Below are 24,606 nucleotides of genomic sequence, written 5' to 3' on the forward strand. Positions count from 1 at the left end.
CGGGCGCCCACATGCTGCTGTGGCAGGAGGCCCGCTCTGGCCGCCGGCCCCGAAACCCAGCATTGGGCGAATGATGGTCAACAGGATCCGGAGAATCGACAATCATGAAATTAGCTGCGGTCGAGCAGGAACAGGTCATCTGCGACAAGGAAGCAGAGACGATCGCCTTTGTGCGGGAAATCGTCAGTCGATTGGGCGACAAATGGTCGATGGCGGCACTCGACCAGCTCGCCGGCGGGCCGGTGAGGTTCACCGCACTGCAGGCGGCCCTTCCGCCCATTTCCCACCGGGTGCTGACGGCGACACTTCGGACCCTCGAGAAGGACGGAATGGTGACCCGCACCTCGTACCCGGAGATGCCCCCGAGGGTTGAATACGCGCTGACCCCACTGGGTGCGGGCTTCCTGCGTCAGGCGATGCCGCTCGTGGGTTGGGCCCAGGAGCATCGGGCGGAAATCGAGGCGAACCGGTCGGCGTCGGCTGCGGTCAGCGCTGCGGCTGTGGCTTCCGCAACCGCGTGATTCCCGTGCCCGGCGCATCGTCCAGGACGATGGTGCTGCCCGAATAGCGGGAGCCGCCCTCCACGGGTGACTCCCGAAGCCACAGGCCGCCGTCGAGGTCCTGCGGAACCTCCGCCCTGGACTCGGAGGCCAGGGCCGATGCGAAGGCGGCGGCCGCGCCGATGCCGACGCCGCTTTCCATCATGCAGCCCACGAGCACTCCGATGCCGGCAGCCTTCGCCGTGGCGGCAAGTTCCATTGCCGGGGTGAGCCCGCCTGTCTTGGCGAGCTTGATGTTGACCATTGCCGCCGCGCCCGCGTCGATCAGCCGGTGGAGGTCCTTAACGGTCCAGACGGATTCGTCGGCGAGAATGGGGGTCCGCACGTTGGAGGTGACGCGGGCGAGTCCGTCCCAATCGCCGGCCGGAACCGGCTGCTCCACGAGTTCAAGGTCGACCCCGTCATCCTCAAGGGCCGTAATGAACCGGATCGCCTCGTCGGCGGTAAAGGCTTGATTGGCGTCGATGCGCACCCGGGCGTCGACGCCCACGGCGTCCCGCACAGCCCGGAGCTTCGCCACCGGGTCACCGTGCGCATCCAGCTTGACCTTCACGCAGTCGAACCCAGCGGCCCGATGGGCGGCGGCGGCCCGGGCGAGGGCCGCGGGTCCGTCCACGGAGAGCGTCATGTCGGTGAGGATGCGGTTGTGCCGGCCACCCAGGTAGCGGTACAGCGGCAGCCCTGCGCGGCGAGCCGCGAGGTCGTGCAGCGCGCAGTCCACGGCCATGCGGGCAGCACTTCGTTCCGCCGATCCGGCAATCCTGGAAAGCGCGGCGGAGAGATCATCCGATCCGTCGTCGGACTCCAGATGGGTCTGCAGCGGGCCGTGCACCGAGGCGATGACGCCGGCCGTCGTCGCGCCCGTCACCGCACTGATCGGGGCTTCCCCCCAGCCCGAGCGCCCGTCGGCGTCCCGCACCTCAACCAGCACCGATTCGAGGACCGTCGTGCGGCGGACTGCGGTGATGAACGGCCGAACGAGGGGGACGGTGACGGCGTGAGCGGAGAGGAGGAGCTTGCGGCCGTCCCTGCCCGAGGGGCGGGCTGACCCGTTGTCCTTCATCTTTCCACCCAATGCAGCGGCCTCCCGTATGTAGGTCACTTACGATACCTTTTACATGGTTGTAACTGACTGACTTTTTTCCCTTCGACCGGCTTCCGAAAGCGGCAGATGAGCATCCAATCGGCAATTCAGGCGCAGCTGCCCACGCTTCCCCCTTCCGCGCGGCGGGTGGCTGAGGAAATCCTCGCCGATCCGGAGACGGTGCTGCGCCACACCATTTCGGAGCTGGCGCATATCTGCAGCACCTCCGAACCGTCAGTGGTGCGCTTCTGCCGGGCCGTCGGCTACGCGGGTTACGCCCAGCTGCGGCTTTCGATGGCCACCGAAATCGGCCGCGAGACCGCTCAGTTCGGTGACACCAAACGATTCGGTGCGGACATCAGCCCCGACGACTCCCTTGCGGACACTGTCGCCAAGATCGCCTTCGCGGAAACCCTGGGCATTGAAGAGACCCTGTCCCACCTGAACATCGACCAGCTGCGCAGCGCCGTCGAGAGCATCAGCACGGCGCGCCAGATCCTCGTCTACGGAGTCGGCGCCGGAGCCGTCGTCGCCGACGACCTCCAGCACAAGCTGTTCCGGATCCGCCGGATGGTCCATTCCTTCGACGATCCCCACGACGCCCTCATGGGGGCATCTTTGATGAGCGCCGGCGACGTCGCCGTCGCCTTCTCCCACAGCGGCAGGACCGCCGAGACCCTCGAGTTCGTTGAGCGGGCCCGGGAGGCGGGGGCAACGACCATCGGCATCACCAACGGGGCAGGGTCACCACTCGCCGAGGCCGCAGACCTGTGCCTGCTCACGATGGTCCGTGAGACCGCTTTCCGCTCCGGTGCCATGGCGTCGCGGATTGCCCAGCTCGCCGTGGTTGACTGCATCTTCGTGGGCGTGGCGCAGAGCAGCTACGACGCAACGGTGGATGCGCTGGAGACGACGCGGGCGGCGATCACGAACCGGAAGCAGCGCTGACCGGACCCCGGCCGCTGACTCACCGGAGGAGGCGGAGGAGGAAGTCCACGGTCCGCTCCGGCTGGTCCCAGTGTGGAAAGTGCCCGCAGTTCTCGAACCATTCGAGGGTGGCCCCAGGGTAGAGGGTCATGGCCAGGGCGGCTTCACTGGGCAGGGTCACCCGGTCCTGGCGTCCCCAACCGAAGGCGAGCCTACCCTTGAGCGTCCCTCCGGGGGCGCCGGACTGATTGGGCCCGTAGGAGAGCGCCCTGCGGGCGTCGTCGAGGCTGGGGGAGGTGGCAAACCCGCGCAGCTCCGTGAGGACGAGCTGCGGGTCGAGCCGCCACGGCCGGGCCGAAAACTGGGCCAACAGTGCCGTGCGTCCGGCAGCATGCCGTGTCAGGAAGGGGAGCGCCGGCTGGATGCGTCGCACGAGTCCGATGGAGGCCGTGATGCTCGCCGTGAAGATCGCGCGTTGCCGGTGGTTCCAAAATCCGCCCGGGCTGAGCGCGACGGCGGTGCCGGGGTATCCCCGTCGTGCCAGTTCGACCACCATCCGGGCACCCATGGAACTGCCGACGACATCGGCATCGGCGAGGCCCTGCTCCACAAGGTAGTCCTGCAGTGCATCCGTGAGGGTCGCAATGGTCACCTCGCCGGAGAGGGGAGCGCTGAGACCGAAGCCGGGCAGGTCGACCGCCACGACCTCGCGCTCGAGGGCGAGGGCGGGAACCACGGGATCCCAGTTGCGGAGGCTCGAGCCCAGGCCGTGCACCAGGACCAGTGGCCTGCCGGAGCCTGACCGCTCGGTGTTGAGGGCCGGGGAGACCACCTAGGAGGCTTCCGGCGGCAGGGCCTCGTGGTGTTTCCGACCCTGCGTCCTGCGGTCTTCCTTCATTTCGGCCTCGAAGAGATGGCGTTTCCCGTCGGCGAGCTTGTCCCTGGCCAGCTTCTCGAGCGCCTTGAACTCGGCGTAGTAGTGATCGTCATAGTCCTCGACGATCTGGAACGTCCAGCGGCCCTCGATCACATTTCGGCCCACGAGGTCCTTGTTGAGCGTCTCGGCGAGGTCTGCGTGGCCGGCCGTGCGGAGCAGTTCGACCGCCTCACCCAGGGCCAGGTCCGCTTTGCCCGTAAGGCGGTGAAAGCCGTAGAGGTAGCCCCGGGCATGTTCCACCACCTCGAGGGCCTCGGAGAGCTTGCCCAGGGCCTCGACGGTGGCGTCGTCGACTCCTTCCGGGCGCTGGTGGTTCGCGTCGGGTCCGTTCTCAGCAGAGTTGGTCATGGTGCTTACCCTAAACGGAACCCGCGCGGGGCATGGAGCACTTTCTGCCCCGGGCCGGGTTCGCGCCGAAGGCCGGGGCCCTCAGCCCCCGCCCAGGATCCACCGCAGCGTGTCGGCATTGCGCACCGCGTTGCCGCCGCCGTCGTTGTTGAAGTACACGAACACGTCCTTCCCGGCACCCTGCCACTCACGGATCCGGTCCGCCCACCAATGCAGATCCGCATCGGAATAGGACCCGCCGTACAGATGATGGGTATCCGGGCCATGCATCCGCAGGTACACGAACGGCGCGGTGGCACGCAGGACGCACGGCAGGTTGGCGCCGCTCATCACGCAGTAGGCCGCACCGTGCCGTTCGAGCAGCGCATAGACCTCCTCCGTCTCCCAGCTCGGGTGCCGGAACTCAACGGCAACCCGGATCCAGTTCGGCAGCAGAGCCAGGAAGTAGTCGAGCCGGGCATCATCGCGCTGCATCGCGGGCGGCAGCTGGACCAGGAGGACGGCCCGCTTGTCGCCCAGCTCGTGCCAGCACCGGATGATGCGCTCGACCCACACCTCCGGCGCGTACAGCTTCTTGGCGTGGGTGAGCCCCCGCGGGGCCTTGACCGAGAACAGGAATCCGGGCGGAAGGCGCTCCCGCCAGCCGCCGAAGGTCGACTCGCGGGGCCACCGGTAGAAACTGGCGTTCAGCTCGACGGTGCTGAACCGCTCGTAGTAGTACTGCAGCCTCCGGGCGCTCGGCGTGCCTGCGGGGTAGAGCACATCGTTCCAGTGGTCGTAGCTCCACCCGGAGGTGCCGATGGAAACGCTCAAAACCAGGCTCCGCCCGTTGGAGGACACTTCCGTCCGATCCTAGTGGACGGGCAACGCCGGACGGTGGATGCGGATCCACAGGCGGTGGAAGAAACGGCGAAGCATTTTACGCCGCTCCTGGCGCTTCTCCAAGCAGGATCAGGGCCGAATTGCTGCTGTTCCCGGCGATTCACCCGTAACTACCGTTGAAGGGCAAGGGGATGGACCAAGGGGAAGAGACGCACATGAATTCCAAGACGTTGAAGAGCCTTCCGGTCGTCGTCGTCCTGAGTGCCCTGGCGCTTGTGGGCTGCGACAATCCCGCAGAGGAGCCCGTGGTGCCGCCCACGGGCAACATCGCACCCGTTCCCACGGACTCTGCGTCGCCGATGGAATCGACCATCCCCACCGGGACCCTCCCGACCTCCGACGGGGAGACCGACGGGCCCACACCGGACGAGTCGACCATTCCGACGGGAACCCTGCCGACCGAGGACTAGCGCAGCCCCGGCGGTTGGAGGTCAGGTGGCAGCCCGGCTCAACCGCGGGTGCGGAGCACCCAGGCCGCATTGTCGGGTTCAAGCCAGCCCTCGGCAGCCTGTGGAACGGCGGTGATCAGCACCGTCCCGGCGGGAAGCCGCACGGGGGCTTCGCCCATGGCAACGGCCAGCACGAAGCCGTGCCCGCGCTCGCAGAGCAACAGGCCGCCCTCGCCGAGGTGCCAGGAGGCCCCGTCGCCGGCGTCGAGGGCTCCCTCGGCCAGCAGCCGACTGCGGAGCTCGAGGGCGCGGACCACCAGCTGCGGTATGGACGCCGGGTCGTTCCGTTGGGCCTCGATGGCCCATTGCCCCCATCCGGGTGGTACCGGCAGCCATGGTTCGGCCGTGGGACCGGTCATCGAGAAGCCGTGGGCGGATGCCGCGTCCGTCGTCCAGGGCAGCGGAACCCGTGCGCCGTCGCGGGAGATCCCGCCGCGGGCCACCATGGGGTCGCGCCGTGCCGCCGGCGGCACCTCGGCCTCGGGGAGCCCGAGTTCCTGGCCCTGGTAGAGGTACGCTCCACCGGGGAGCCCCAGGAGGGTCAGCAGGGCCGCCCGCCCCCGTGCGGCGCCGCGCCCGCCGCCGCCGAACCGGGTGGCGGCGCGGACCACGTCGTGGTTCTCCAAGGCCCAGGTCGGCGCCGCGCCGTGGGCCTTCCGCGCCGCTTCCAGTTCGGTTCCGACGGCGGCCCAGGCGGCCGGGTCCCAGCCGAGCCGGACGAAGGCAAAGGCGAATGCCTGGTGCAGTTCGTCGGGCCGCGTGTACCGGGCGGCGCGGTCGGGATCGAGGTTGACCTCGCCGACCAGCACGCGCGGCGGGGAGTAGGAGTCGGCGAGCCGGCGCCACCTCCGGTAGACGGCGTGCACCTCCTCCTGGTCGGAGACCTGCCGGTTCGAGCGCAGCCCGTCCGCTACGGGGGCGCCGGTGGGAGAGTCGGGAAGCCCCTCGGCCTTGAACAGAGCGTGCGCCACGTCAATGCGCAGCCCGTCCACGCCCTTGTCCAGCCAGAACCGCAGCACTTCTTCGAAGTAGTCGCCCACAGCCGGGTTGCGCCAGTTCCAGTCAGGCTGGGCCGGCGAGAACAGGTGCAGGTACCACTGCGTGTCCGTGGTGGACTCCGGGTCGGCACGGGTCCACGCCCGTCCGCCGAAGACGCTCTGCCAGTTGTTCGGGGGAGTGCCGTCGACGTGCCCCTCCGCGAAGTGGAACAACTCGCGCTCTTTGGAGCCCGGGCCCGCCGCGAGGGCCTGCCGGAAGAGGGGGTGCTCCACCGAACAGTGGTTGGGGACGACGTCGACCAGGACGCGCAGGCCCAGGCTGTGGGCCCGGTCGAGCACCGCGTCGAAGTCGGCCAGAGTGCCGAACAGCGGATCAACCCCGCGGTAATCACTCACGTCATAGCCCTGGTCCACCTGGGGGGAGGTCTGGAACGGAGCCAGCCAGAAGCCGTCCACCCCGAGCGAGGCGAGATAGGGCAGTCTCGCCAGGAGACCCGGCAGGTCGCCCACGCCGTCGCCGTTGCCGTCCGCGAAGGAGCGCGGGTACACCTCATAGATGACGGCGGTCTTCCACCAGGGCTCACCGGCCCCTGCCGCCTTCAGTTCCGGCACGGCTACGCCTCCAGGGAGGCGACGAAGTCCTCCCCGTGGACGCAGCGGCCGCCGACGAAGGTGGCGAGCACCTCGATCTGCCCGATCCCGTCGGCGGGCACGGCCGCCGGATGGTCCGACAGCAGGACCAGGTCGGCCAGTTTCCCCGGCTCGAGGGTTCCCCGGATGTCCTCGTCGCCGGCGATCCACGCCGCATCCACGGTGTAGGCGCGCAGGGCCGTGGCGGCGTCGACCCGTTCGGCGGGGCTCATCACCCGGCCCGCTGCAGTGCTGCGCTGGACCATCGACTGCATGCCCAGCAGCGGGGCACCCGCTGCGACCGGACGGTCGGAGCTGCCCGGCACCCGGACCCCGGCCTCGAGGAAGGAACGGTGCCGGTACACCAGGGCCTCCCGCTCCCCGCCGACCGTCTCGAGCATGACCTGTCCCATCTCGTGAAGGAAGCGCAGCTGCGGAACCGGGGTGACGCCGAGCGCAGCGAACCGCGCCAGCTGGTCCTGCCGCACGATGCCCGCATGTTCGATCCGGTGGCGCACTCCCGGGCGGGCTCGGGCCGCGGAGGCGGCCTCGAATGCGTCGAGGGCGACGTCGACGGCGCGGTCGCCGATGGCGTGGGCGGCGACGGTCCAGCCCGAGCAGTGGGCGTCGACGATGCGGCCGGTGAGCTCCTCGAGGGACAGCTGAAGGCTTCCGGTGGTGTCCTCCTGCCCGCAGAAGGGTTCGGTGACGGCGGCGGTGCGCCCGAGGAGGGAGCCGTCGATGAAGATCTTCATCGGTCCGAGCCGCACCATGTCGTCGCCGAATCCGGAGCGCACTCCGAGGTCGAGCCCGAAGGTGATGCGGTCCTGCCGGTGGGAGGTGAGCGGGTGCAAGGCGTCGCTGCTGGCCATCAGCTGCACCCGGGTCCTCAGCCCGCCGCGTTCGCGGACGAGCGTGTAGGCGGCGAGCTCCACCGGACTGCGCCCGATCCAGCCCGCACCGATGCCGGCCTCCGTGACGTGGGTCAGCCCCTCGGCGGCGTAGCGTTCACTGGCGGCGGTGATGGCGTCCGCCAGGGCCTCCACCGGGAGGGGGATCACGAGCTGGGTCACCAGTTTCTGGGCCTGCTCCTGCAGCACCCCGGTTGGTCCCTCGGCGTCGCGGACCACCTCCCCGCCGACCGGGGTCCCAGCCGATCCGTCCATCACCCCGGCCCGGGCCAGTACCTCGGTGTTCACCGTGGCCGCGTGGCCGGAGCGGTGCTTGAGCCAGACCGGGTGGCCGGGCGCCGCGTCGTCGAGCCGTCTCCGATGCGGGTGGGCACCGAGGATCGTGTTGTCGTAGCCGGACCCGATGACCCATTCCCCGGCTTCAAGGCCAGAGGCGAAGGCCGCCACGGCGTCGTACACCTCCTCGATGGCGGTGCAGCCGCTGAGGTCCAGTTCGGAGAGGGTCTGCCCGAACCACGCCATGTGGTTGTGCGCATCCCCGAACCCCGGGAGGACCACCGCGCCGCGGCAGTCCAGGGTGCGGCGGGCCGGAAGACCCTCGACCTGCCCGTCGAGCCCGACGATGCGTCCGTGCAGGATCCCCAGCGTGCCGGCGGTGGGGGAGGCGCCGGCCATCGGGGAGATGGCCGCGTTGACGAGCAGCAGGTCGAGGATGGGATCACCTCTGGGTCAGGGGGCGGATGAAACCTTGGCTTTCTTTATCTTCCCCCGTCCGATGCCCGGCGCGCCGGTTCCGGCCACCGAATCGCTGGAGAGCCGCTGCGCCAGCCAGATGGGAACGATGGAGACGACAATGAGGATGACGGCGACGACGTTGACCACGGGCGCCTGGTTGGGCCGGAACAGGTTTGAGAGGATCCAGACCGGAAGGGTCTGCTGGCCGGCGCCGATGGTGAAGGTGGTCACGATGATCTCGTCGAAGCTGAGCGCGAATGCCAGCAGCCCGCCGGCGAGCAGGGCCGAGCGCAGCTGGGGCAGGGTCACCAGGACGAAGGTGGTGAAGACGCCGGCGCCGAGGTCAGCCGAGGCCTCCTCGAGGCTGCCGTTGACGCGGCGCAGCCGGGCGATGGCGTTGTTGAACACCGTCACCATGCAGAAGGTGGCGTGGGCGACGATGACGGTCCACAGGCTCAGCGGAACTCCCAGCACCGTGGTGAACAGGTTGTTCAGGGCGATGCCGGTGACAATGCCGGGCAGCGCGATGGGCAGGATGACCAGCAGGTTGATGACGTCCCGCCCGAAGAAGCTGTACCGCTGCAGGGCCAGTGCCAGCAGCGTGCCCAGGATGAGCGAGATGATCGTGGAAATCACGGCCACCTGCACCGACGTCGCCAGGGCGTCGCGGACCCCCTCGGAGGCGACGGCCCGCGACCACCACTCGAGGGTGAAGCTGCGCGGGGGCCAGCCGAAGGTGCGGTCGGCGTTGAAGGAGTTCACCACCACCAGCAGCAGCGGCAGGTAGATGAACAGCAGGATCAGTCCGGTGATGACCCCGAGGATGGTCTTGGCACTGCGCGAAAGCTTCACGGCCGGCTCCTACAAATTGTTCAGGGCGCCGGTACGGCGGACCACGAAGAGATAGATCATGATGATGGCGATCGGGATGAGCGCCACGGCGGCCGCCAGCGGCAGGTTGTTCGCCGCCCCGACATTGGCGTACACAACGGTGCCGAGCATCTGGGTGGTGCCCCCGACGATCTGCGCGGTGATGTAGTCCCCGAGGGAGAGGGAGAACGTGAAGATGGTGCCGGCGATGATCGAGGGTACGAGGATGGGCAGGACCACCAGGCGCAGCGTCGCCAAGGGTTTCGCGCCCAGATCCCCCGAGGCTTCGATCAGCGAGTCGGGCACCCGCTCGAAGCCGGCGTGGAGGGGAAGGATCATGTAGGGGAGCCAGATGTAGGCAAGGGTGAGGACGACCGCAGTTTCGCTGTAGCCGGGACTGTTCAAACTTAGCGGGGCGCCGAGCCACTCGAGCAGCCCGCCCTCGGCGAGGACGTTGCGCCACGCGTAGGCCTTGACGAGGTAGCTGGCCCACAGGGGCATCAGCACCGCCACGATGAGCAGTTTCTCCCACCGCTTGTCGGCCACCTTGGCGATGAAGAAGGCGATCGGCAGGGCGATCACCATGTCGATCAGGGTGACGACGACGGCGATCCGGAGGGTCCGCAGGGTGATCGCCTGGTATACGGGGTCGGTGGTGACCGTGAGGATGTTGTCGAAGGTCCAGGTGGTGGACACCTTCCCGGTGAAGGTGTCCACCGTCCAGAGGGCCGTGATCAGCAGGGCGGCCAGGGCCGCGATGTACACCAGGATCAGCCAGGCCGCCGGAGCGGTGAGCAGGCCTGCCAGGCGCAGGCGGGGGCTGCGGTGCAGCGCCGCCGAAACCCGCCGGTTCCCCGTCCGGGGCGGTGCCGGGGCGGGCCGCGGTTCGGTCTCAAGTGTCATCTCTGTTTACCTTTTCCATCCGTCCTGCTGATGCGGCTGCGCCCTGGCCTGGAATCCCGGTTCAGCCCTTGATCTCGGTCAGCCCTTGATTTCTGTCCAGGCCTTGGTCCACTCGGAGTAGTCGGTGCATTTGACGTCGGTGCGTCCATCGATGCAGTCGGCCACCGGCGTGGTCCAGTACCAGATTTGGTTGGCGTATTCCTCGTCGCCGGAGTGGAACGTCTCGCAGTGGTTCGCGTCCTCGGTCAGCTCGCACGCGGCGGGGTTGGCGGGGGACTCACCGAAGTATTCGGCGACCTGGGCGTTGGCCTCGGGGCTGGCGATGTAGTCGAGCCACATGTAGGCGCAGTTCTTGTTCTTCGATTCCGAGCCGATCATCCAGGTGTCGGACCAGCCGGTGGCTCCCTCTTCGGGAAGGATCGTTTCGACCTTGGTGCCGTCGGCCGTGGCGATGTTCGCCCCGACCTGCCAGGTGGTGCCGACGACGCTTCCGCCGCTGGCGAAGGACTGGACCTCCTTCACGACGTCGGACCAGTACTCACCGACATGCTCCCGCTGGGACTTCAGCAGGTCGACGGCGGCCGCCAGTTGGTCCTTATCGAGGGCGTACGGGTTTTCGATCCCGAGCTCCGGGTTGTGCTTCATCAGGTAGAGGGCGGCGTCGGCAATGTAGATGGGGGAGTCGTAGGCCGTGACCTTGCCCGAATACTTTTCGGCGTCTTCGAATACCGCTTTCCAGGAAGTGGGCGCCGGATCGACGAGGTCCGCGCGGTACATCAGCACGTTGGCGCCCCAGCCGTGCGGCATCCCGTAGTTCTTGTCGTCGACGGTGTTCCACGGCTGGTCCTTAAGGAACGGGTAGACGTCGTCGTAGTTCTTCAGCAGGTCGGTGTTCACCGGTTCGACGTCGCCGCCGGCGATCAGGCGGAGCGATGCATCCCCGGAGGCGGAGACGACGTCGTACTGGCCGGTGCGCATGAGGGTGACGGCCTCATCGGAGGTGCCGAAGGGCTTGAAGTCGACCATGCAGCCGGTCTCCTCCTCGAAGGCGGAGACCCAGTCGACCTCGGGGTCGTTGCTGCCGTCTTCGACGTATCCGGGCCACGCCAGGATCGACAGCTTGCCTTCGCCCTCGCCGATTTCCGTTTGAGCGGTTTTCGCGGGCGCCTCGGCGTCGGGTTCCCCGCCGCCGGAGGTGGTGCCGCAGGAGGTCGCCGCGAGGACCGCGACCGCTGCAAGGGAAAGCGGCCAGTACCGCTTGGTGGACGTGCTCATGGTTCTGCCTTTCGGTCGGTGGTGCATGAAGTCGGTGCAGGAAGTCGGTTCGGGAAATAGGTGCGGGAAGCCGGTGCGGCAATCCGGTGCCCTATGGCGGTGCGTGAAGCCGGTTCCCGCTGCCGGTGGCGGGACGGGCTGCCGGAGAAGTGCGGGCGCGGTCAGCCGGTGGGCGGGAGCCAGACGACGTCGGAGGTGCGCCACTCGACCGCGACCTCCCGGCCCGGCGTCACGTCCTCCTCGGCCAGTGCGGCCGGGTGGACGAGGACCACCACGGTGGTGCCGTCGCTGATGGACACCCGGACCTGCGTGGCATGCCCGAGGTACACCAGCGCCGAGACGGTCCCCCGGCTTGCGGTGGTGCCGTCCCGGCCGGTGCCGCCGGGGGAGGCGAGCCGGAGGCGTTCGGGCCGCACGGAGAATGCCTCGGGCCTCCCGTAGAGGCTCGATCCGACGGCGGCGGGGAAGATGTTCGAGGTGCCGACGAAGTTGGCGACGAATTCGCCGTCCGGGCGGTCGTAAATCTCTTTCGCCGAGCCGACCTGCACCAGGCGGCCGGCGTTGAAGACGCCGATCCGGTCGCTCATCGTGAGCGCCTCCTCCTGGTCGTGGGTGACGAAGATGAAGGTGATGCCGAGCGAGCGCTGCAGCTCCTTGAGTTCGACCTGCATCTGCTGGCGCAGCTTGAGGTCGAGGGCTCCCAGGGGCTCGTCGAGCAGGAGCACCCGCGGCTCGACGACGAGCGCCCGGGCGAGGGCGACCCGCTGCCGCTGGCCGCCGGAGAGCTGGGAGGGCCTGCGGCCGAGGAAGCTGCCGAGCTGGACGCGATCCAGTGCCGCCGCGGCACGGTCGCGGCGCTCCCGCTTCGGGACCCCGCGCACCCGCAGACCGTACGCCACATTGTCAATGAGGCTCATGTGCGGAAAGAGCGCGTAGTCCTGGAAGACCGTGTTGACGTCCCGATCAAAGGGCGCGCGCGCCGTGACGTCGGTTCCTTCGAGCTCCACCGTTCCGCTGGTGGGGGACTCGAAGCCGGCGATGAGGCGCAGCACCGTGGTCTTCCCCGATCCCGAGGGGCCGAGCATTGAGAAGAACTCGCCCTGGCGGATCTCGAGGTCGATGCCGTCGACCGCCGTCGTCTCGCCAAACTCCTTGGTGAGTCCACGCAGGGAGATCGCCGGAACGTTGGAGGACACTGTCTTCTCTCCTGGATTGAGGGCCGTCTGGGTCATCGGGGCCGGTGCCTTTCCGCTGCGAAGGCAGCTGTCGAGGCACTGTGACCTGCCTCACTCGTTGAACTGCGCTAAAGCCTATGACCTTATATGTTTTATGTATAGACGTTCTGAGAAATTTCTCGTTACAGTGAATCCGTGACCCAGCAAGCCGCCTCCGCCTCACGGGGACTTGCCGCCGTTTTCTCGCCGCTGCGTTCGGCAGGGCTGGCCGATCAGGTGGTTGAGCGCATCGAGCAGGCGGTGGAAACCGGGCTGCTGGTGAGCGGTCAGCGGCTGCCGAGCGAGGTGGAGCTTGCGGCGGCCCTCGGGGTTTCCCCGGTCACCGCACGGGAGGCGCTCTCAAGCCTGCGGGCCCGGGGACTGATCACCACAACCCGCGGGCGGAACGGAGGCAGTTTCGTCGCCGAGGACTTCCTCCCCTCAACCAAAGGCGCGCACGAACAGCTCCGGGCACTCACCCGCCTGCAGATCAACGACCTCGGACTGCACTACTCGATCATCACGGTGGCCTGCGCCGGGATCGCCGCGCGCCGGGCCGACGCGACCGAGCTGGCCATCCTGCGGACCTACCTCCGCCCGGCGGAGGACACGCTGCTGTCCTGGCGCCTCGTTGACTCCGAGTTCCTGCTCGAAATCGCCGCCATCGCCCGCTCGGCCCGCCTGGGCCGGGAACTGGTGCGCCTGCAGGCCGACCTCGGAACCCTGACCCTGCTGCCCTACACAGACGAAGCCTTCCGCGAGGCCTCAGTCGGCATGCGGGCCGCCGTCGCCGACGTCATTGAGACCCGCGACAGCGCGCTCGCCGAAACCACAACCAAGGAACTCGTCCACGCCCTGATCCACTGGCTGCTGGACGAGCATTCGCGATGACACTCCGCGCCCACAAGGAGCCTTCCATGGCTGCAGCACAGATCGAAGTACCGGCACCCGTCCGCCAGGTGAAATCCCTGATCGCCGGCATCGAGGCCACGCTCGAGAGGTGGGCGCAGGATCTCGGCAGGGACCTCTCGGACCTGTCTGGTGTGGTTCCCGGCGCGGCCATCGACGGCCTCGTTCAGCCCGCCGTGAAGGGACTGCTTGCCAAGGACAGCCCCGAACTCGCCGGAGCGGGATTCATCGCCAACTCCGGGTTGGTCGGTCCCGACCGCAGCTACATCGCCTGGTGGCAGGGGCCCCAGCTGGAGCGCGTTGATGCGCTGGCGAACTTCAGTCCCAGCTCGATGGAGCGCTACCTTAAAGCCGAGTGGTTCCGGATCCCGGTGGAATCCGGCATTCCGCACGCGACGGGGCCCTACATCGACTTCCTGTGCACGGACGACTACGTCGTCACCTTCACCCACCCGGTCCGCCGGGAGGGCAGCGCGGAGGTTGCAGGAATTGTCGGCACCGACGTCGCCGTGCGCACCCTCGAACAAAACCTGATTCGCGGCCTGCGCCAGCTTGGCCCTGCAGTCTCACTCGTCAGCGCCGAAGGGCGGGTCGTTGTCTCCTCGGCGCGGTCCCTGGAGCCTGGGGACCTGATCGGCCAGGAAGGTGACCGGATATCCTATCCGGTGGGCCGGCGGTTCTCGATTGTGAGTGCGACGGAGCACTAAGCGCCCGGGAATGAACCGCTGGACCCCCGAAGGGTCCCGCGTAGTGAACCATTCCCGCCGGCAGTGCCCGCTGCGGCGGCGCGAAACTTACCGGGCTTCAGACCGCCGTCGGGGTAGTCACAATCCGGTGTCGGGGGTACGTTCAGGCCAAGACGCGCTCCGGTGCAGCGGTTGCTCCGCCGGGGGCGCATCCTTCCAACCAGTCCCGGGATCAGCATGAGCGAACGGAATGGAAGTCGCAAGCCACGTCGGCATTGGAGCGTGCGCCGGATGCTGTGGTCGGTCTGGCCTGCCATGCCTGCGTCGTGGGGTGAGGTGCCGAAGCGTCTCACGCCGGCCGCCACGCAGGTTCTCCGGCTCACCGTCGCAGCAGTGGTCGCCTACGTCGTCGCCGACACCCTCTTTCCCGGCATCCTCGACCTGACTGCACCGCTCACGGCGCTGCTGGTGGTCCAGGCCTCGACCGTCGGCACGCTGCTGATGGGAATGGTCCGGGTCGGGGCGGTGCTCACCGGCGTCCTCATCGCCATCGGCGTGACAGCGATGATCGGCCTGTCCTGGTGGAGCCTGGGCCTCGTGATCGCAGCCTCCCTGACCGCCGCCATGGTGCTGCGGCTTGGAGACCAGACGCTCGAGGCGCCCATCAGCGGGATGCTGATCCTTGCCGTCTCGGCGCCCGACGTTGCGGCGGAGGTGCGCGTAGCGAACACCCTGATCGGCACGGTGGTGGGAATCACGTTCAGCCTCGTGGTTCCGGTCGCGATTCCGAATTCGCGTGCCAGCGATGCGGTGCGGCGTATCACCCGATCGCAGGCGGCGCTGATGGACGAGGTCGCACGGGCACTTGGTGATCGACCGCCGCATCCGGAGGAGGTGAAGGAATGGTACGAGTGGTCGGACGACATCGCCAAGGAGCTCCGCACCGCGTCGGCCGAGGTGGAAACGGTGAGGGAGAGCCGCCGGTTCAACCCTCGCGCGCTGACCATGGCGGTGGTGTACCCAGGGCTGCGCGCCGCCCTGGACCGCTTGGAGAAGTGCCTCGCCGCCGAACGGGCTTTGCTCGTCGTCATCGGTAAAGCGGCGCCGGTGGAGCGGAGCGGATTGCCGGACCCGACCGAGAGGGAGCTTCGTCGGGCGTTTGCGTTCGTGCTTGACGATCTGGCGAACGGGCTGCGCGCCTTCGGTGACCTCGTCGAAGCCGAGTATGGCAGCGGCAGGGGTGACCGCGCCGACGAGGCGCTTGAACATATGCTCGAAAGTGTCCGCGAGACCCGAGCCGTACTCACCGAGCTCATGCTCCTTGACGTTGATCCGCGGGAACAGAAGGAGTTGTGGATGCTCCAGGGCTCCGTGCTGGCCGCCATCGACCATGCGGTCTCGCAGCTCGACCTTGAACGCAGTGAGCGCAGCACCAAGCCATGGCTGCAACGGATTGAAATCCCGAACCCCGGCATCGGCTGGCTGCCTAAGGTCGGGCGGCGGCCACTGCGGAGAGGGGGTTCGAGCCGGGCCTCCCGGAGTGGGGGCTGAGTCTCAAGGACTTGGCGTCGTCGGCAGGCGGCGGAATCGGAGCGGAGGATGCCAGCGCGGGCGGATCCTGGCCTGCCTAGCCCCGCCCCTTCCGCAGCGAATACCAGGAACCACCGGCCACCAGCGCGAGGCCCGCGGCGGTGACCCCGAAGACGCCCGCCACCCCGGCCCCCGCCGCGACGAGGCCGACACCGGCCGGAATCGCCGATTGGCCCAGCCGGTTCGCGCTCAGGCGCAGGGCCAGCCACGTACCCTGCGTGCCGGGAGGCGCCTCGAGGGAAATCACGGTCATGGTCAGCGGCTGCCCGATGCCAAGCGCCACTCCCGCCACCACCAGGACGGCAGCCAGCACCACCAGGTTCAGCGGCGCGGCGAGTGCGCCCACGGCAAGCGCTGACACAGCAGTGGAGAGGGCGATCAGTTCGGCCCGGCCGAACCGGGCGACAAGCGGCCCGAGGTAGAGCCGAGAGGCCATCGTCGCCCCGGCCCGCACGCTGAGCAGGATCCCGACGACGGCGGCCGGGATCCCGCGCTCCACCCCCAGCGCCGGAAGGTACACCGCAATCAGGTCGATGGCGCCCAGGACCATGGCACTGACCACCATCGCCCCGAAAAGCCTCCCGCGGGACTGGCGGGTGGTCCGGGTGAACGCGCTGGCCAGGCTGCCCCGGGGTACCTCCGGCCGTACCGGTGCCCTGCCCGTCCGCCGGGGGCGGCGTACCAGGGGGAAGGTGAGCGCCAGCAGGACGACGGCGGAGGCGGTGTAGGCCAGGAACAGCGCCCGGGTGTCGGGCAGCACCCGGCCGCCGCCGAACACCGTGATCAACAGCGGGCCCACGGCCTGCCCGGCCGATCCGGCGAAGGTGTAGAGGCCGAAGGCCGCATCGAGCCGGCCGGACTCTCCCTCGGCGATCCGGCTTTGCTGGCCCACCACGCTCATGAGGTGCCCAAGCCCGAGCACAACGTTCCACACCAGCAGCAGCTCAAGGGACGACGACGCGAACACCAGCCCCGCCCCGGCCCCGGCCATGAGCACGGCGCCGCCGAGCAGCACCGCGCGCTGGTGCCCGGCGTCGGTGGCCCGGCCCACCAGGACGGCGATGAACAGCGGCAGGAGCGCGAAGCTCGCCGCGATCAGTCCGAGCAGCGCCGGCTCGACGCCGAGCTCAAGGGCGCGGTAGGCAGCGGCAGGACGCACGATATAGGCGGCCAGCTGCAGGAACAGGGCATGGAGGAGCAGCACCCACGGCCACTGTCGCACTACCGGCCCCGCGCCGGTGGCAGGGGAGACCGGGCCTTCACCGCCCGGTCCACAGGTAGAACTTCTCCGGCCGCCCGGCGGTGCCGTAGCGCGGAACGATGCGCACCTGGCCCTTCGTCACAAGGAATTCGAGGTAGCGGCGGGCGCTCACCCGGGCCATCCCGAGGCGCTCGGCGACCTCCGAGGCCGAGGCCCCGTCCGGCCGGGTCCGCAGGTCGGTGACGACGGCGTCGAGGGTGGGCGCCGACAGCCCCTTGGGCGTCGGGCCCTGCGCCGCGCGGACCGCCCCGGCCGGGGCACCGGGGCCCGTGGGCCGCAGGAGCTGGTCGATGCGGTGCTGATCCAGCGCCGCCGCCCCAACCGAGGCGTGGGTGGCCACGGCCCGGTGGTAATCCACGTAGGCGTCGAGCCGCTGGTTGAGGACCTGGGAGTTGAACGGCTTCACGAGATAGTGGAGCACTCCGCCGGCCACCGCGGCCCGCACCGTCTCCAGTTCGCGGGCAGCGGTAATGGCGATGATGTCGACGGGATCCCCCGGCAGGTTCCGGGCGGCGCGCAGCACTTCGATCCCGGACATGTCCGGCAGGTGGATATCGAGCAGGACGAGCTGGGGTTTCAACAGGTCCACGAGCTCGAGCGCGCGGGCGCCGGTGTGCGCCACGCCGACGACGTCGAAACCGCCGTGGGCGAGCAGGAACCCGGTGTGGACCCCGGCGACCTCATGGTCGTCGTCGACCACCACGGTGCGGATCGGGCTCATGACGACTGCAGGGGTCGGCCGGCGGGCTGGCGGGCGAGGAAGACGGTGAACTCGGCGCCGCCCAGCAGTGACTCCTCCACGATGACCTGCCCGTGCCGGCGTTCGGCGATACGCGTCACCAGCGCGAGGCCGAAACCGCGGGTGCCTGCGCTCCCGCCGTCCTTCGTCGAGAAGCCGGAGGAAAAGATCCGGCCAAGCACCTCGTCGGGAACGCCGGGGCCGTCGTCGGCCACGGTGATGCGGATGATCTCCGGCCCGGACTCAAGGTCGACGCTGATCGTGCCGTCGGCGCCGACGGCCTCCATCGCATTGTCGATGAGGTTCCCGAGGAGAGTGACGGCGTCGGTGGTGCCGTCGGGCTCGAGGGTCGAGGTCTCCGTCACTGTGAGGGCGATGTCCTTCTCGGCACAGATGGTGCTCTTGGCCATCAGCAGGCTCGCCGCGTCGGGATCGGTGATGCCCGGGGCAATGCTGCCCGAGATCAGGGCCCCGCCATGGCCGGAGCGGGAGATGAAGTCGACCGCCTGCTCCGTGCGGCCCAGTTCGAGCAGCCCGGACACCGTATGCATGCGGTTGGCGAACTCGTGGGCCTGCGCGCGCAGCGCGGCGGTGACGTCGCGGGCGCCGTCGAGGTCCGTCAGGAGCTGGTGGAGCTCGGTGCGGTCGCGCAGGATCATCACGTTGCCCACCCGCTTGGAGTCGACGACGGCGTCGGTGGTCCGAGCCAGCAGGACCCGCTCGCCCACGAGGACTGTCTCGTCGGCGTCGCCGGGGGAGGTGAGAAGCCGGGCCAGGGCGGGGTCGAGCACCGCGGAGGCGGGTTGGCCGGTGGCGGCGTCGTCGAGCTCGAGCAGCCGCTTGGCCTCGTCGTTCATCAGGGCGATCCGGCCGGTTTCGTCAACGGCGACCATTCCCTCGCTGATGCCGTGAAGCATGGCGTCGCGGGTCTCGAGCAGGGAGGCGATTTCCTCGGGTTCGAGCTTGTAGATCCGGCGCCAGACCAGCCGGGAAATGTAGATCGATCCGGCCGACCCGACCAGCGCCGCGGCGACCAGCCAGATCAGCAGGCGGGGGAGGTCCTCGAAGAGGTCCTCCCGGAGCTCGGACTCAAGGGTGCCCACCGACGCCGTGCCGATAATGGCGCCCTCCTCGGAGTGGATCGGGACCTTCACCCGCCAGGACTCGCCGAGGGTGCCGGTCTGCGTGCCGACGTAGATCTCGCCGGAGAGCGGGATCGAAGGGTCGGTGGAGACGACCTTGCCGATCAGCTCCGGGTTGGGGTGGGAATACCGGACCCCGCGCTCGTCGGTCACCACCACGTAGGTCACCCCGGTGGACTGGGCGATCAGGTCGGCGATCGGCTGGATCGTGGCACTCGGGTCCGGGTCGTCGAAGGCCTCGATGATCGAGGGCAGCTGCGCCACCGACTGCGCCACCCCCACCATGCGGTCCTCATACTGGTCGCGGATCTGCTGCATCTGGCTCGCGACGGCGGTGGATCCGGCCACCAGGACGACGGCCAGCACGATGAACAACTGCAGCAGGAACAGCTGGAATCGCAGCGACATCGTCCGGACCATGCGCCCATTGTGGCACGGAAGGCACGCGGCAGCGGCGCGGAATTCCGCGATATCACCGGGACCACAAAGACCAATACGAGCGTTACGACCATATTCTTCCGCCGTCCCCGACGCGTTCCTACGCTGAAACAAGCGTGGTGACCCACATCACATCTCAAGGAAGAGACACCCCCATGAAAATCAACCCCTCCGGCTCGCGCCGCACCACCCTGACAGCTCTCGCCCTGGCCTCCGCGCTTGCCCTTTCCGCCTGCGGTTCGATGACCGAGAGCACCACCGGCGGTGGCGGCGACGATGCCATCGAAAAGCTCAACATCGTGGTCCCGGCCGACCCGGGCGGCGGCTGGGACCAGACCGGCCGCGCCATGCAGAAGGACCTGCAGGACAACGACCTCGTCGAGACCGCCTCCGTGGTCAACGTCGGGGGCGCCGGTGGAACCAACGGGCTGGCCCAGCTCGCCACCGAGACCGACCCGAACACCCTGATGGTCATGGGCTACGTGATGGTCGGGGCAGTGGAGACGAACAACGCGGCGAACCGGATCGAGGACACGACCCCGATCGCCCGCATGACGGACGAGCCGCTGGTCATTGTCGTCCCGGCCGACTCGCCGTACCAGAACATGCAGGACCTCCTCGATGACATCGAGGCCAAGGGCCAGGGCGTCTCCATCACCGGCGGCTCCGCCGGCGGCGCCGACCACATCCTGGCCGGCATGGTCCTCAAGGAGGCCGGTATCGCCCCCGACAAGCTGAACTACATCCCGTACTCCGGGGGCGGGGAATCCCTCGCGGCGCTGCTGGGCAACAAGGTCAACGCCGGCATCTCCGGCGTCGGCGAATACGCCGAGCAGGTCGAGGCCGGCAAGCTGCGCGCCCTCGCCGTCTCCGGCGATGAGGCCGCCCCCCAGCTTCCCGAGGTCCAGACCCTCACCGACCAGGGCATCGACGTGGTGCTCACCAACTGGCGCGGAGTCGTCGCTCCGGGGTCAATCGACGAGGCGCAGGCCGACAAGCTCACCGAGCTCGTCACCGACCTCCACGAGACCGAGGCCTGGAAGACGACCCTCAAGGAGAACAACTGGTCCGACGCGTTCCTGACGGGCGAGGAGTTCGACACCTTCCTCACCGAGGACATCGCCACGGTGAAGACCACCCTGACCGAGATCGGCCTGCTGTAGCCATGAGCACCTCGACCTCCAGCCCCGCCGGGAGCGGCACCGCAGCCGCTTCCGGCCGGCCGATCGGAGAGCTCGTCTTTGCGCTCATCGTGATCAGCGTTGGCGTGGTGGGATTCGTTGCCGGGGCGGGCATTCAGACCCCGCCCTCCGCCAGCGACATCGGCCCCAAGGCCTTCCCCTACCTGGTCTCGGGCATGCTCGTGCTCGTCGGGACAGGCCTTGTCATCCAGCTGCTGCGCGGCGGAACCGGCGTTCCAGAGGAGGGGGAGGACGTCGACCCGAACATCGCCACCGACTGGGCTACCGTCGGGAAGCTCGCCGGCTTCGTCCTGCTCCACTCCTTCCTGATCGTGCCCCTGGGCTGGCCCATTGCGGCCGCGGTGCTGTTCTTCGGTGCCGCGTGGTCCCTCGGCGCCCGGCCCTGGTTCCGCAACCTGATCACCGCCATCATCCTGGCGCTCGTCCTGCAGTTCGTCTTCGCCGGGCTGCTCGGTGTCTCCCTGCCCGCGGGCTTCCTCGAAGGGTTCGGTGTCTTCAGTGGATAACTTCATGAGCCTGCTCGAAGGCTTCTCCGTGGCAGCGCAGCCGATGTACCTGCTGTTCGCACTGGGCGGGGTGCTCGTCGGCACGGCCGTCGGGGTGCTCCCCGGCATCGGGCCCGCCATGACCGTGGCGCTGCTGATGCCGCTGACCTACAGCCTCGAGCCGACGGCGGCCATCATCGTCTTCGCCGGCATCTACTACGGCGGAATGTACGGCGGCTCGACCACCTCCATCCTGCTCAACACCCCCGGTGAGTCGTCCTCGATCGTCACGGCCCTCGAGGGCAACCGGATGGCCAAGGCCGGCCGCGGCGCCGCGGCACTCGCCACCGCGGCGGTCGGTTCGTTCATCGCCGGCACCATCGCCACCGTCCTGCTGAGCTTCGTCGCCCCCTACGTGGCGGCGTTCGCCGTGCAGATCGGCCCGGTCGAGTACGTCGCCCTCATGGTCGTCGCCTTCCTGACCGTCGGGGCCCTGCTGGGGTCCTCCGTGCTGCGAGGCCTCGCCTCCCTGGCCCTTGGCCTGTTCATCGCCACCATGGGCTTCGATTCGCTGACAGCCCAGCAGCGGTACACCTTCGGCAGCCCGTTCCTTGCGGACGGGATCGACGTCGTCCTCGTCGCCGTCGCGCTGTTCGCGGTCGGCGAGGCGCTCTACGTCGCCTCCCGGCTGCGCCACGGGCCCATCAAGGTGATTCCGGTGACCGGCGGCTGGACCAAGTGGATGCGTAAGGAGGACTGGAGGCGCTCCTGGCGGCCCTGGCTCCGCGGCACCGCCATCGGCTTCCCCGTCGGCACCATCCCGGCCGGCGGCGCCGACGTCGCCACCTTCCTGTCCTACGCCTCCGAGCGCAAGCTCGCCAAGGGTGCGCGGAAGAAGCAGTTCGGCAAGGGCGCCATCGAGGGCGTCGCCGGTCCGGAGGCCGCGAACAACGCCGCAGCCGCCGGTGTGCTGGTACCGCTGCTCACCCTCGGCATCCCCACCACCGCAACCGCCGCGATGCTCCTGGTGGCGTTCCAGCGCTACCAGATCCCGGTCGGGCCGCAGCTTTTCGAAAACGACAGCGCGCTGGTGTGGGCCCTGATCGCCAGCCTGTATGTGGGCAACCTCATGCTGCTGGTGCTGAACCTTCCCCTGGTGGGCATCTGGGTCAAGATCCTCCAGATCCCGCGGCCCTACCTCTACGCCGGCATTCTGGTATTCGCCGCCCTGGGGGCGTTCTCGGTCAACTTCACGCCGATCGACGTGATCATCCTCCTGATCCTGGGCATCCTCGGGTTCTTCATGCGGCGCTTCGGCTACCCGGTGGCACCCATGGTGGTCGGCCTGATCCTCGGCCCGATCTTCGAGAACCAGCTGCGGCGCTCCCTGGCCATCTCCCAGGGCGATCCGGTGGCGCTGATTTCCTCTCCGATCGCCGCAGTCATCTACGTGGTGCTGATCATCATCTTCGTCCTGTCCTTCTGGATGAGGAAGCGTCAGAGCGCGATGGAGGCGGAGACCACCGCCGGCCTCGAGGACGGCGTCGACGACGGCGCCGGTACCGCCCGTGCGTCGGCCGCCCAGGGCGGCCCGGACTCCGGCGGGACCTCCAGCGCGGCCCCCGCAGCGTCCGGCGATCCCGTTGAACCCGCTGATCCCGATGCGGCGGCCGGCGTCCCGGGCGCCCAGAGCGTTCCCGGGCCGGACACAGTGTCCGGGGCCCACTCCGGAGCCTCAAGCACCAAGAACCGAAAGGAAAGCCCATGAGCACCATCGTTGTCGGCTACGTGCCCAACGCCCTCGGAGACGCAGCGGTGGACGAGGCGATCCGCGAAGCGCGGCGGCGGGAAGCCAAGCTGGTCGTGGTGAACACCACCCGCGCCGACCGGCTCGTCGACCCCGGCTACGCCGACGACACCGAGGTGTCCCGGCTGGAGGGAAAACTGGCGGCCTCAAAGGTGGATTACGAGATCCGGCACGGCACCTCCGACGCCACGGCGGCCGAGGAGGTACTCGATGCCGCCGAAAGCCTCGATGCCGACCTCCTGGTGATCGGGCTGAGGCACCGCACACCGGTCGGCAAGCTCATCATGGGCTCCACCGCGCAGACAATCCTGCTTTCGGCCCGGTGCAACGTGCTGGCGGTGAAGCTGCCCTAGCTTCACCGGCCCGACGGCCGCCGCCGGATTCCGGCGGCGGCCGACGCGTGTCCGGCGTGTGCCAGGTTCCGGGAAAGGCCTAGCGGGAGTAGGCGTCGTACCCCTCGACCTCAAGCGTGCGGCGGAGCTTCGTCAAGCCGCTCTGGATGCGGGACTTCGCCGTGGGAACCTTGAGGTTGAGGGCCTCGGCGACCTCGACATAGGTCAGGCCGCCGTAGTAGGCGAGCCGGATTGCCTCGGCCTGGTGGTCGGTCAGGGAGGAGAGACACCTGCGGACCGTCTCGGCCATGAGGGAGCGATGGACCGTTTCGTCGATCGAATCGTGCTTGAGCGCACCCATTTCCTGGGCGTGGCGCGCACCGCGTTCGGAGGAACTCTGTTCACTGCGGACCCGGTCCACCGCCCGCCGGTGGGCGAGGGTGAGGATCCAGGTCTGGGGCGAGCCCAGAGAGGGATCGTACTTGCCGGCCGACGTCCAGACGAGCAGGTAGACCTCCTGAACGATCTCGGCCGCCATCGCCGGGTTCTTGATCACATTAAGCGCCACCCGGTACACCCGGCGGACCGTCTGCTCATAGAGCGACTCAAACGCCGGCTCACTGCCGCCCGCGACTTCCTCGATGAGCTGGAGCAGGGTGGGCGTCGTTGAGCGGTTGTCGGTCATGGCTGCCTGGTCCCTGCGTCCGCGCATGCGCTGGCAAGCGGATGCGCACCCGTCGCTTGAGTGTTGCCCGGCATGGAAACCTGCTCTGTTCGTGGACCTGACCTTCACAGACTGGTGGAGGTCCCGCCTGCAGCCTGCCGCACGGGCAACCCGCTCATCCACTCCCCAGCGAAATTCGAGTATGACATTTATCTAGACAATCTAGCAATACACCTGCTTACTTTTTCCTGGGTTCGAACGCAGCCGGGTCGGTGCGGCCGGACTCCGCTGGCGCTGGTGGACCAGCCGGGCGGGAGATGCGCCCTGCGTGTACGCTGTGCTGATTACGACGCATCCGGGGGACTCAATGGGGGAGAACATGGGGAAAATAGGCGCGCGCGTAGGCGCTCTGCTGACTGTCGGAGTATTGCTCTCAGGCTGTGGCGTGCTCGGTCAGGGGCAGGAGGGCGCCGGTTCGCCCGCGCCGGCCGTTTCTGCGGGCACGCCCGGACCAATTGGAACGCCGTCCGCGCCGGCCTCCACCGCTCCTGCCGAGCAGGCCGCGCCCCCTGCCCCCGAAATGCTGCCGCCGGCGGAACTCGAGGCTCGCGTGGCCAGGCTCCTTGAC

General features: G+C 68.6%; 24 protein-coding genes. 10 read left to right on the top strand and 14 right to left on the bottom strand.

The window, feature by feature from the left end:
• The first annotated feature begins 104 nt into the window (after window positions 1-104).
• Window positions 105-521, top strand: coding sequence for a winged helix-turn-helix transcriptional regulator (locus GVV77_RS00600; RefSeq protein WP_159615415.1), 417 nt, complete (start codon window positions 105-107; stop codon window positions 519-521).
• On the opposite strand, the gene GVV77_RS00605 is transcribed toward GVV77_RS00600, so the two are convergent.
• Window positions 487-1,662, bottom strand: coding sequence for a dipeptide epimerase (locus GVV77_RS00605; RefSeq protein WP_201291422.1), 1,176 nt, complete (start codon window positions 1,660-1,662; stop codon window positions 487-489). The genes GVV77_RS00600 and GVV77_RS00605 overlap by 35 nt on opposite strands.
• Window positions 1,663-1,731: 69 nt before the next feature.
• On the opposite strand from GVV77_RS00605, the gene GVV77_RS00610 reads away from it, so the two are divergent.
• A complete protein-coding gene (locus tag GVV77_RS00610) occupies window positions 1,732-2,592 on the top strand; it encodes a MurR/RpiR family transcriptional regulator (protein WP_159615417.1) in 861 nt (286 codons plus the stop codon).
• A gap of 19 nt (window positions 2,593-2,611) precedes the next feature.
• On the opposite strand, the gene GVV77_RS00615 is transcribed toward GVV77_RS00610, so the two are convergent.
• The 3 genes from GVV77_RS00615 to GVV77_RS00625 all read right to left on the bottom strand — a co-directional run bounded on the left by GVV77_RS00615 (window position 2,612) and on the right by GVV77_RS00625 (window position 4,669).
• Window positions 2,612-3,403 (bottom strand): alpha/beta fold hydrolase, encoded by a 792-nt coding sequence (locus tag GVV77_RS00615; RefSeq protein ID WP_159615419.1) that lies wholly within the window; start codon window positions 3,401-3,403, stop codon window positions 2,612-2,614.
• Complete coding sequence (locus GVV77_RS00620; protein WP_159615421.1) at window positions 3,404-3,856, bottom strand: hypothetical protein; 453 nt, start codon at window positions 3,854-3,856, stop codon at window positions 3,404-3,406.
• A gap of 81 nt (window positions 3,857-3,937) precedes the next feature.
• Window positions 3,938-4,669, bottom strand: a complete 732-nt coding sequence (locus GVV77_RS00625) for a DUF72 domain-containing protein (protein ID WP_159615423.1) — start codon at window positions 4,667-4,669, stop codon at window positions 3,938-3,940.
• A gap of 224 nt (window positions 4,670-4,893) precedes the next feature.
• Between GVV77_RS00625 and GVV77_RS00630 the strand changes: the two genes are divergently transcribed.
• A complete protein-coding gene (locus GVV77_RS00630; protein ID WP_159615425.1) occupies window positions 4,894-5,148 on the top strand; it encodes a hypothetical protein in 255 nt (84 codons plus the stop codon).
• Between the two features lie 38 nt (window positions 5,149-5,186).
• On the opposite strand, the gene GVV77_RS00635 is transcribed toward GVV77_RS00630, so the two are convergent.
• From GVV77_RS00635 to GVV77_RS00660, 6 genes are all read right to left on the bottom strand, one after another.
• Window positions 5,187-6,797, bottom strand: a complete 1,611-nt coding sequence (locus GVV77_RS00635; protein WP_246199548.1) for an alpha-amylase family glycosyl hydrolase — start codon at window positions 6,795-6,797, stop codon at window positions 5,187-5,189.
• 2 nt (window positions 6,798-6,799) lie between these two features.
• Complete coding sequence (locus GVV77_RS00640) at window positions 6,800-8,401, bottom strand: amidohydrolase (protein WP_159615427.1); 1,602 nt, start codon at window positions 8,399-8,401, stop codon at window positions 6,800-6,802.
• 54 nt (window positions 8,402-8,455) lie between these two features.
• On the bottom strand, window positions 8,456-9,313 hold the full coding sequence (locus tag GVV77_RS00645) for an ABC transporter permease (RefSeq protein ID WP_159615429.1): 858 nt from the start codon (window positions 9,311-9,313) through the stop codon (window positions 8,456-8,458).
• A gap of 9 nt (window positions 9,314-9,322) precedes the next feature.
• Complete coding sequence (locus tag GVV77_RS00650; protein WP_159615431.1) at window positions 9,323-10,234, bottom strand: ABC transporter permease; 912 nt, start codon at window positions 10,232-10,234, stop codon at window positions 9,323-9,325.
• A 78-nt stretch (window positions 10,235-10,312) separates the two neighbouring features.
• Window positions 10,313-11,509 (bottom strand): ABC transporter substrate-binding protein, encoded by a 1,197-nt coding sequence (locus tag GVV77_RS00655; RefSeq protein ID WP_159615433.1) that lies wholly within the window; start codon window positions 11,507-11,509, stop codon window positions 10,313-10,315.
• A gap of 161 nt (window positions 11,510-11,670) precedes the next feature.
• Window positions 11,671-12,741, bottom strand: coding sequence for an ABC transporter ATP-binding protein (locus tag GVV77_RS00660; RefSeq protein ID WP_159615435.1), 1,071 nt, complete (start codon window positions 12,739-12,741; stop codon window positions 11,671-11,673).
• A gap of 138 nt (window positions 12,742-12,879) precedes the next feature.
• Here GVV77_RS00660 and GVV77_RS00665 point away from each other — a divergent pair, with 138 nt between their 5' ends.
• From GVV77_RS00665 to GVV77_RS00675, 3 genes are all read left to right on the top strand, one after another.
• Window positions 12,880-13,614 (top strand): FadR/GntR family transcriptional regulator, encoded by a 735-nt coding sequence (locus GVV77_RS00665; RefSeq protein WP_159615437.1) that lies wholly within the window; start codon window positions 12,880-12,882, stop codon window positions 13,612-13,614.
• A 26-nt stretch (window positions 13,615-13,640) separates the two neighbouring features.
• Entirely contained in the window at window positions 13,641-14,339 is a 699-nt protein-coding gene (locus tag GVV77_RS00670; RefSeq protein ID WP_159615439.1) for a cache domain-containing protein, read from the top strand.
• 315 nt (window positions 14,340-14,654) lie between these two features.
• Window positions 14,655-15,869 (top strand): FUSC family protein, encoded by a 1,215-nt coding sequence (locus GVV77_RS00675; RefSeq protein ID WP_159615441.1) that lies wholly within the window; start codon window positions 14,655-14,657, stop codon window positions 15,867-15,869.
• Window positions 15,870-15,945: 76 nt separating this feature from the next.
• Here the strand turns inward: GVV77_RS00675 and GVV77_RS00680 are convergent, their stop codons facing one another.
• From GVV77_RS00680 to GVV77_RS00690, 3 genes are read right to left on the bottom strand one after another with little or no spacing between them, the layout of a single operon-like run.
• Window positions 15,946-17,130: an MFS transporter gene (locus tag GVV77_RS00680; protein ID WP_159615443.1), complete on the bottom strand. Its 1,185-nt coding sequence runs from the start codon at window positions 17,128-17,130 to the stop codon at window positions 15,946-15,948.
• 37 nt (window positions 17,131-17,167) lie between these two features.
• A complete protein-coding gene (locus GVV77_RS00685) occupies window positions 17,168-17,890 on the bottom strand; it encodes a response regulator (RefSeq protein ID WP_159615445.1) in 723 nt (240 codons plus the stop codon).
• Window positions 17,887-19,458 carry an ATP-binding protein gene (locus GVV77_RS00690; RefSeq protein ID WP_246199549.1) on the bottom strand — a complete coding sequence of 524 codons (1,572 nt, stop codon included), beginning with the start codon at window positions 19,456-19,458 and terminating at the stop codon, window positions 17,887-17,889. The genes GVV77_RS00685 and GVV77_RS00690 overlap by 4 nt, the downstream gene beginning before the upstream one ends.
• Window positions 19,459-19,643: 185 nt before the next feature.
• Between GVV77_RS00690 and GVV77_RS00695 the strand changes: the two genes are divergently transcribed.
• From GVV77_RS00695 to GVV77_RS00710, 4 genes are read left to right on the top strand one after another with little or no spacing between them, the layout of a single operon-like run.
• Window positions 19,644-20,651 carry a Bug family tripartite tricarboxylate transporter substrate binding protein gene (locus tag GVV77_RS00695; protein ID WP_159615449.1) on the top strand — a complete coding sequence of 336 codons (1,008 nt, stop codon included), beginning with the start codon at window positions 19,644-19,646 and terminating at the stop codon, window positions 20,649-20,651.
• Window positions 20,652-20,653: 2 nt separating this feature from the next.
• Complete coding sequence (locus GVV77_RS00700) at window positions 20,654-21,196, top strand: tripartite tricarboxylate transporter TctB family protein (RefSeq protein ID WP_159615451.1); 543 nt, start codon at window positions 20,654-20,656, stop codon at window positions 21,194-21,196.
• Window positions 21,189-22,943, top strand: coding sequence for a tripartite tricarboxylate transporter permease (locus GVV77_RS00705; RefSeq protein ID WP_246199588.1), 1,755 nt, complete (start codon window positions 21,189-21,191; stop codon window positions 22,941-22,943). Before GVV77_RS00700 ends, GVV77_RS00705 begins: the two co-directional genes overlap by 8 nt.
• The gene (locus tag GVV77_RS00710; protein WP_159615453.1) at window positions 22,940-23,335 is read left to right on the top strand and encodes a universal stress protein; all 396 of its coding nucleotides are present in this window, start codon (window positions 22,940-22,942) and stop codon (window positions 23,333-23,335) included. The genes GVV77_RS00705 and GVV77_RS00710 overlap by 4 nt, the downstream gene beginning before the upstream one ends.
• Before the next feature lie 79 nt (window positions 23,336-23,414).
• Here GVV77_RS00710 and GVV77_RS00715 read toward each other — a convergent pair whose 3' ends face one another.
• Complete coding sequence (locus GVV77_RS00715) at window positions 23,415-23,999, bottom strand: sigma-70 family RNA polymerase sigma factor (protein ID WP_246199550.1); 585 nt, start codon at window positions 23,997-23,999, stop codon at window positions 23,415-23,417.
• Window positions 24,000-24,606: the final 607 nt, after the last annotated feature.

It is taken from the genome of Arthrobacter zhaoguopingii, from assembly GCF_009828605.1.
GTDB classification, from domain to species: Bacteria; Actinomycetota; Actinomycetes; order Actinomycetales; family Micrococcaceae; genus Arthrobacter_D; species Arthrobacter_D zhaoguopingii.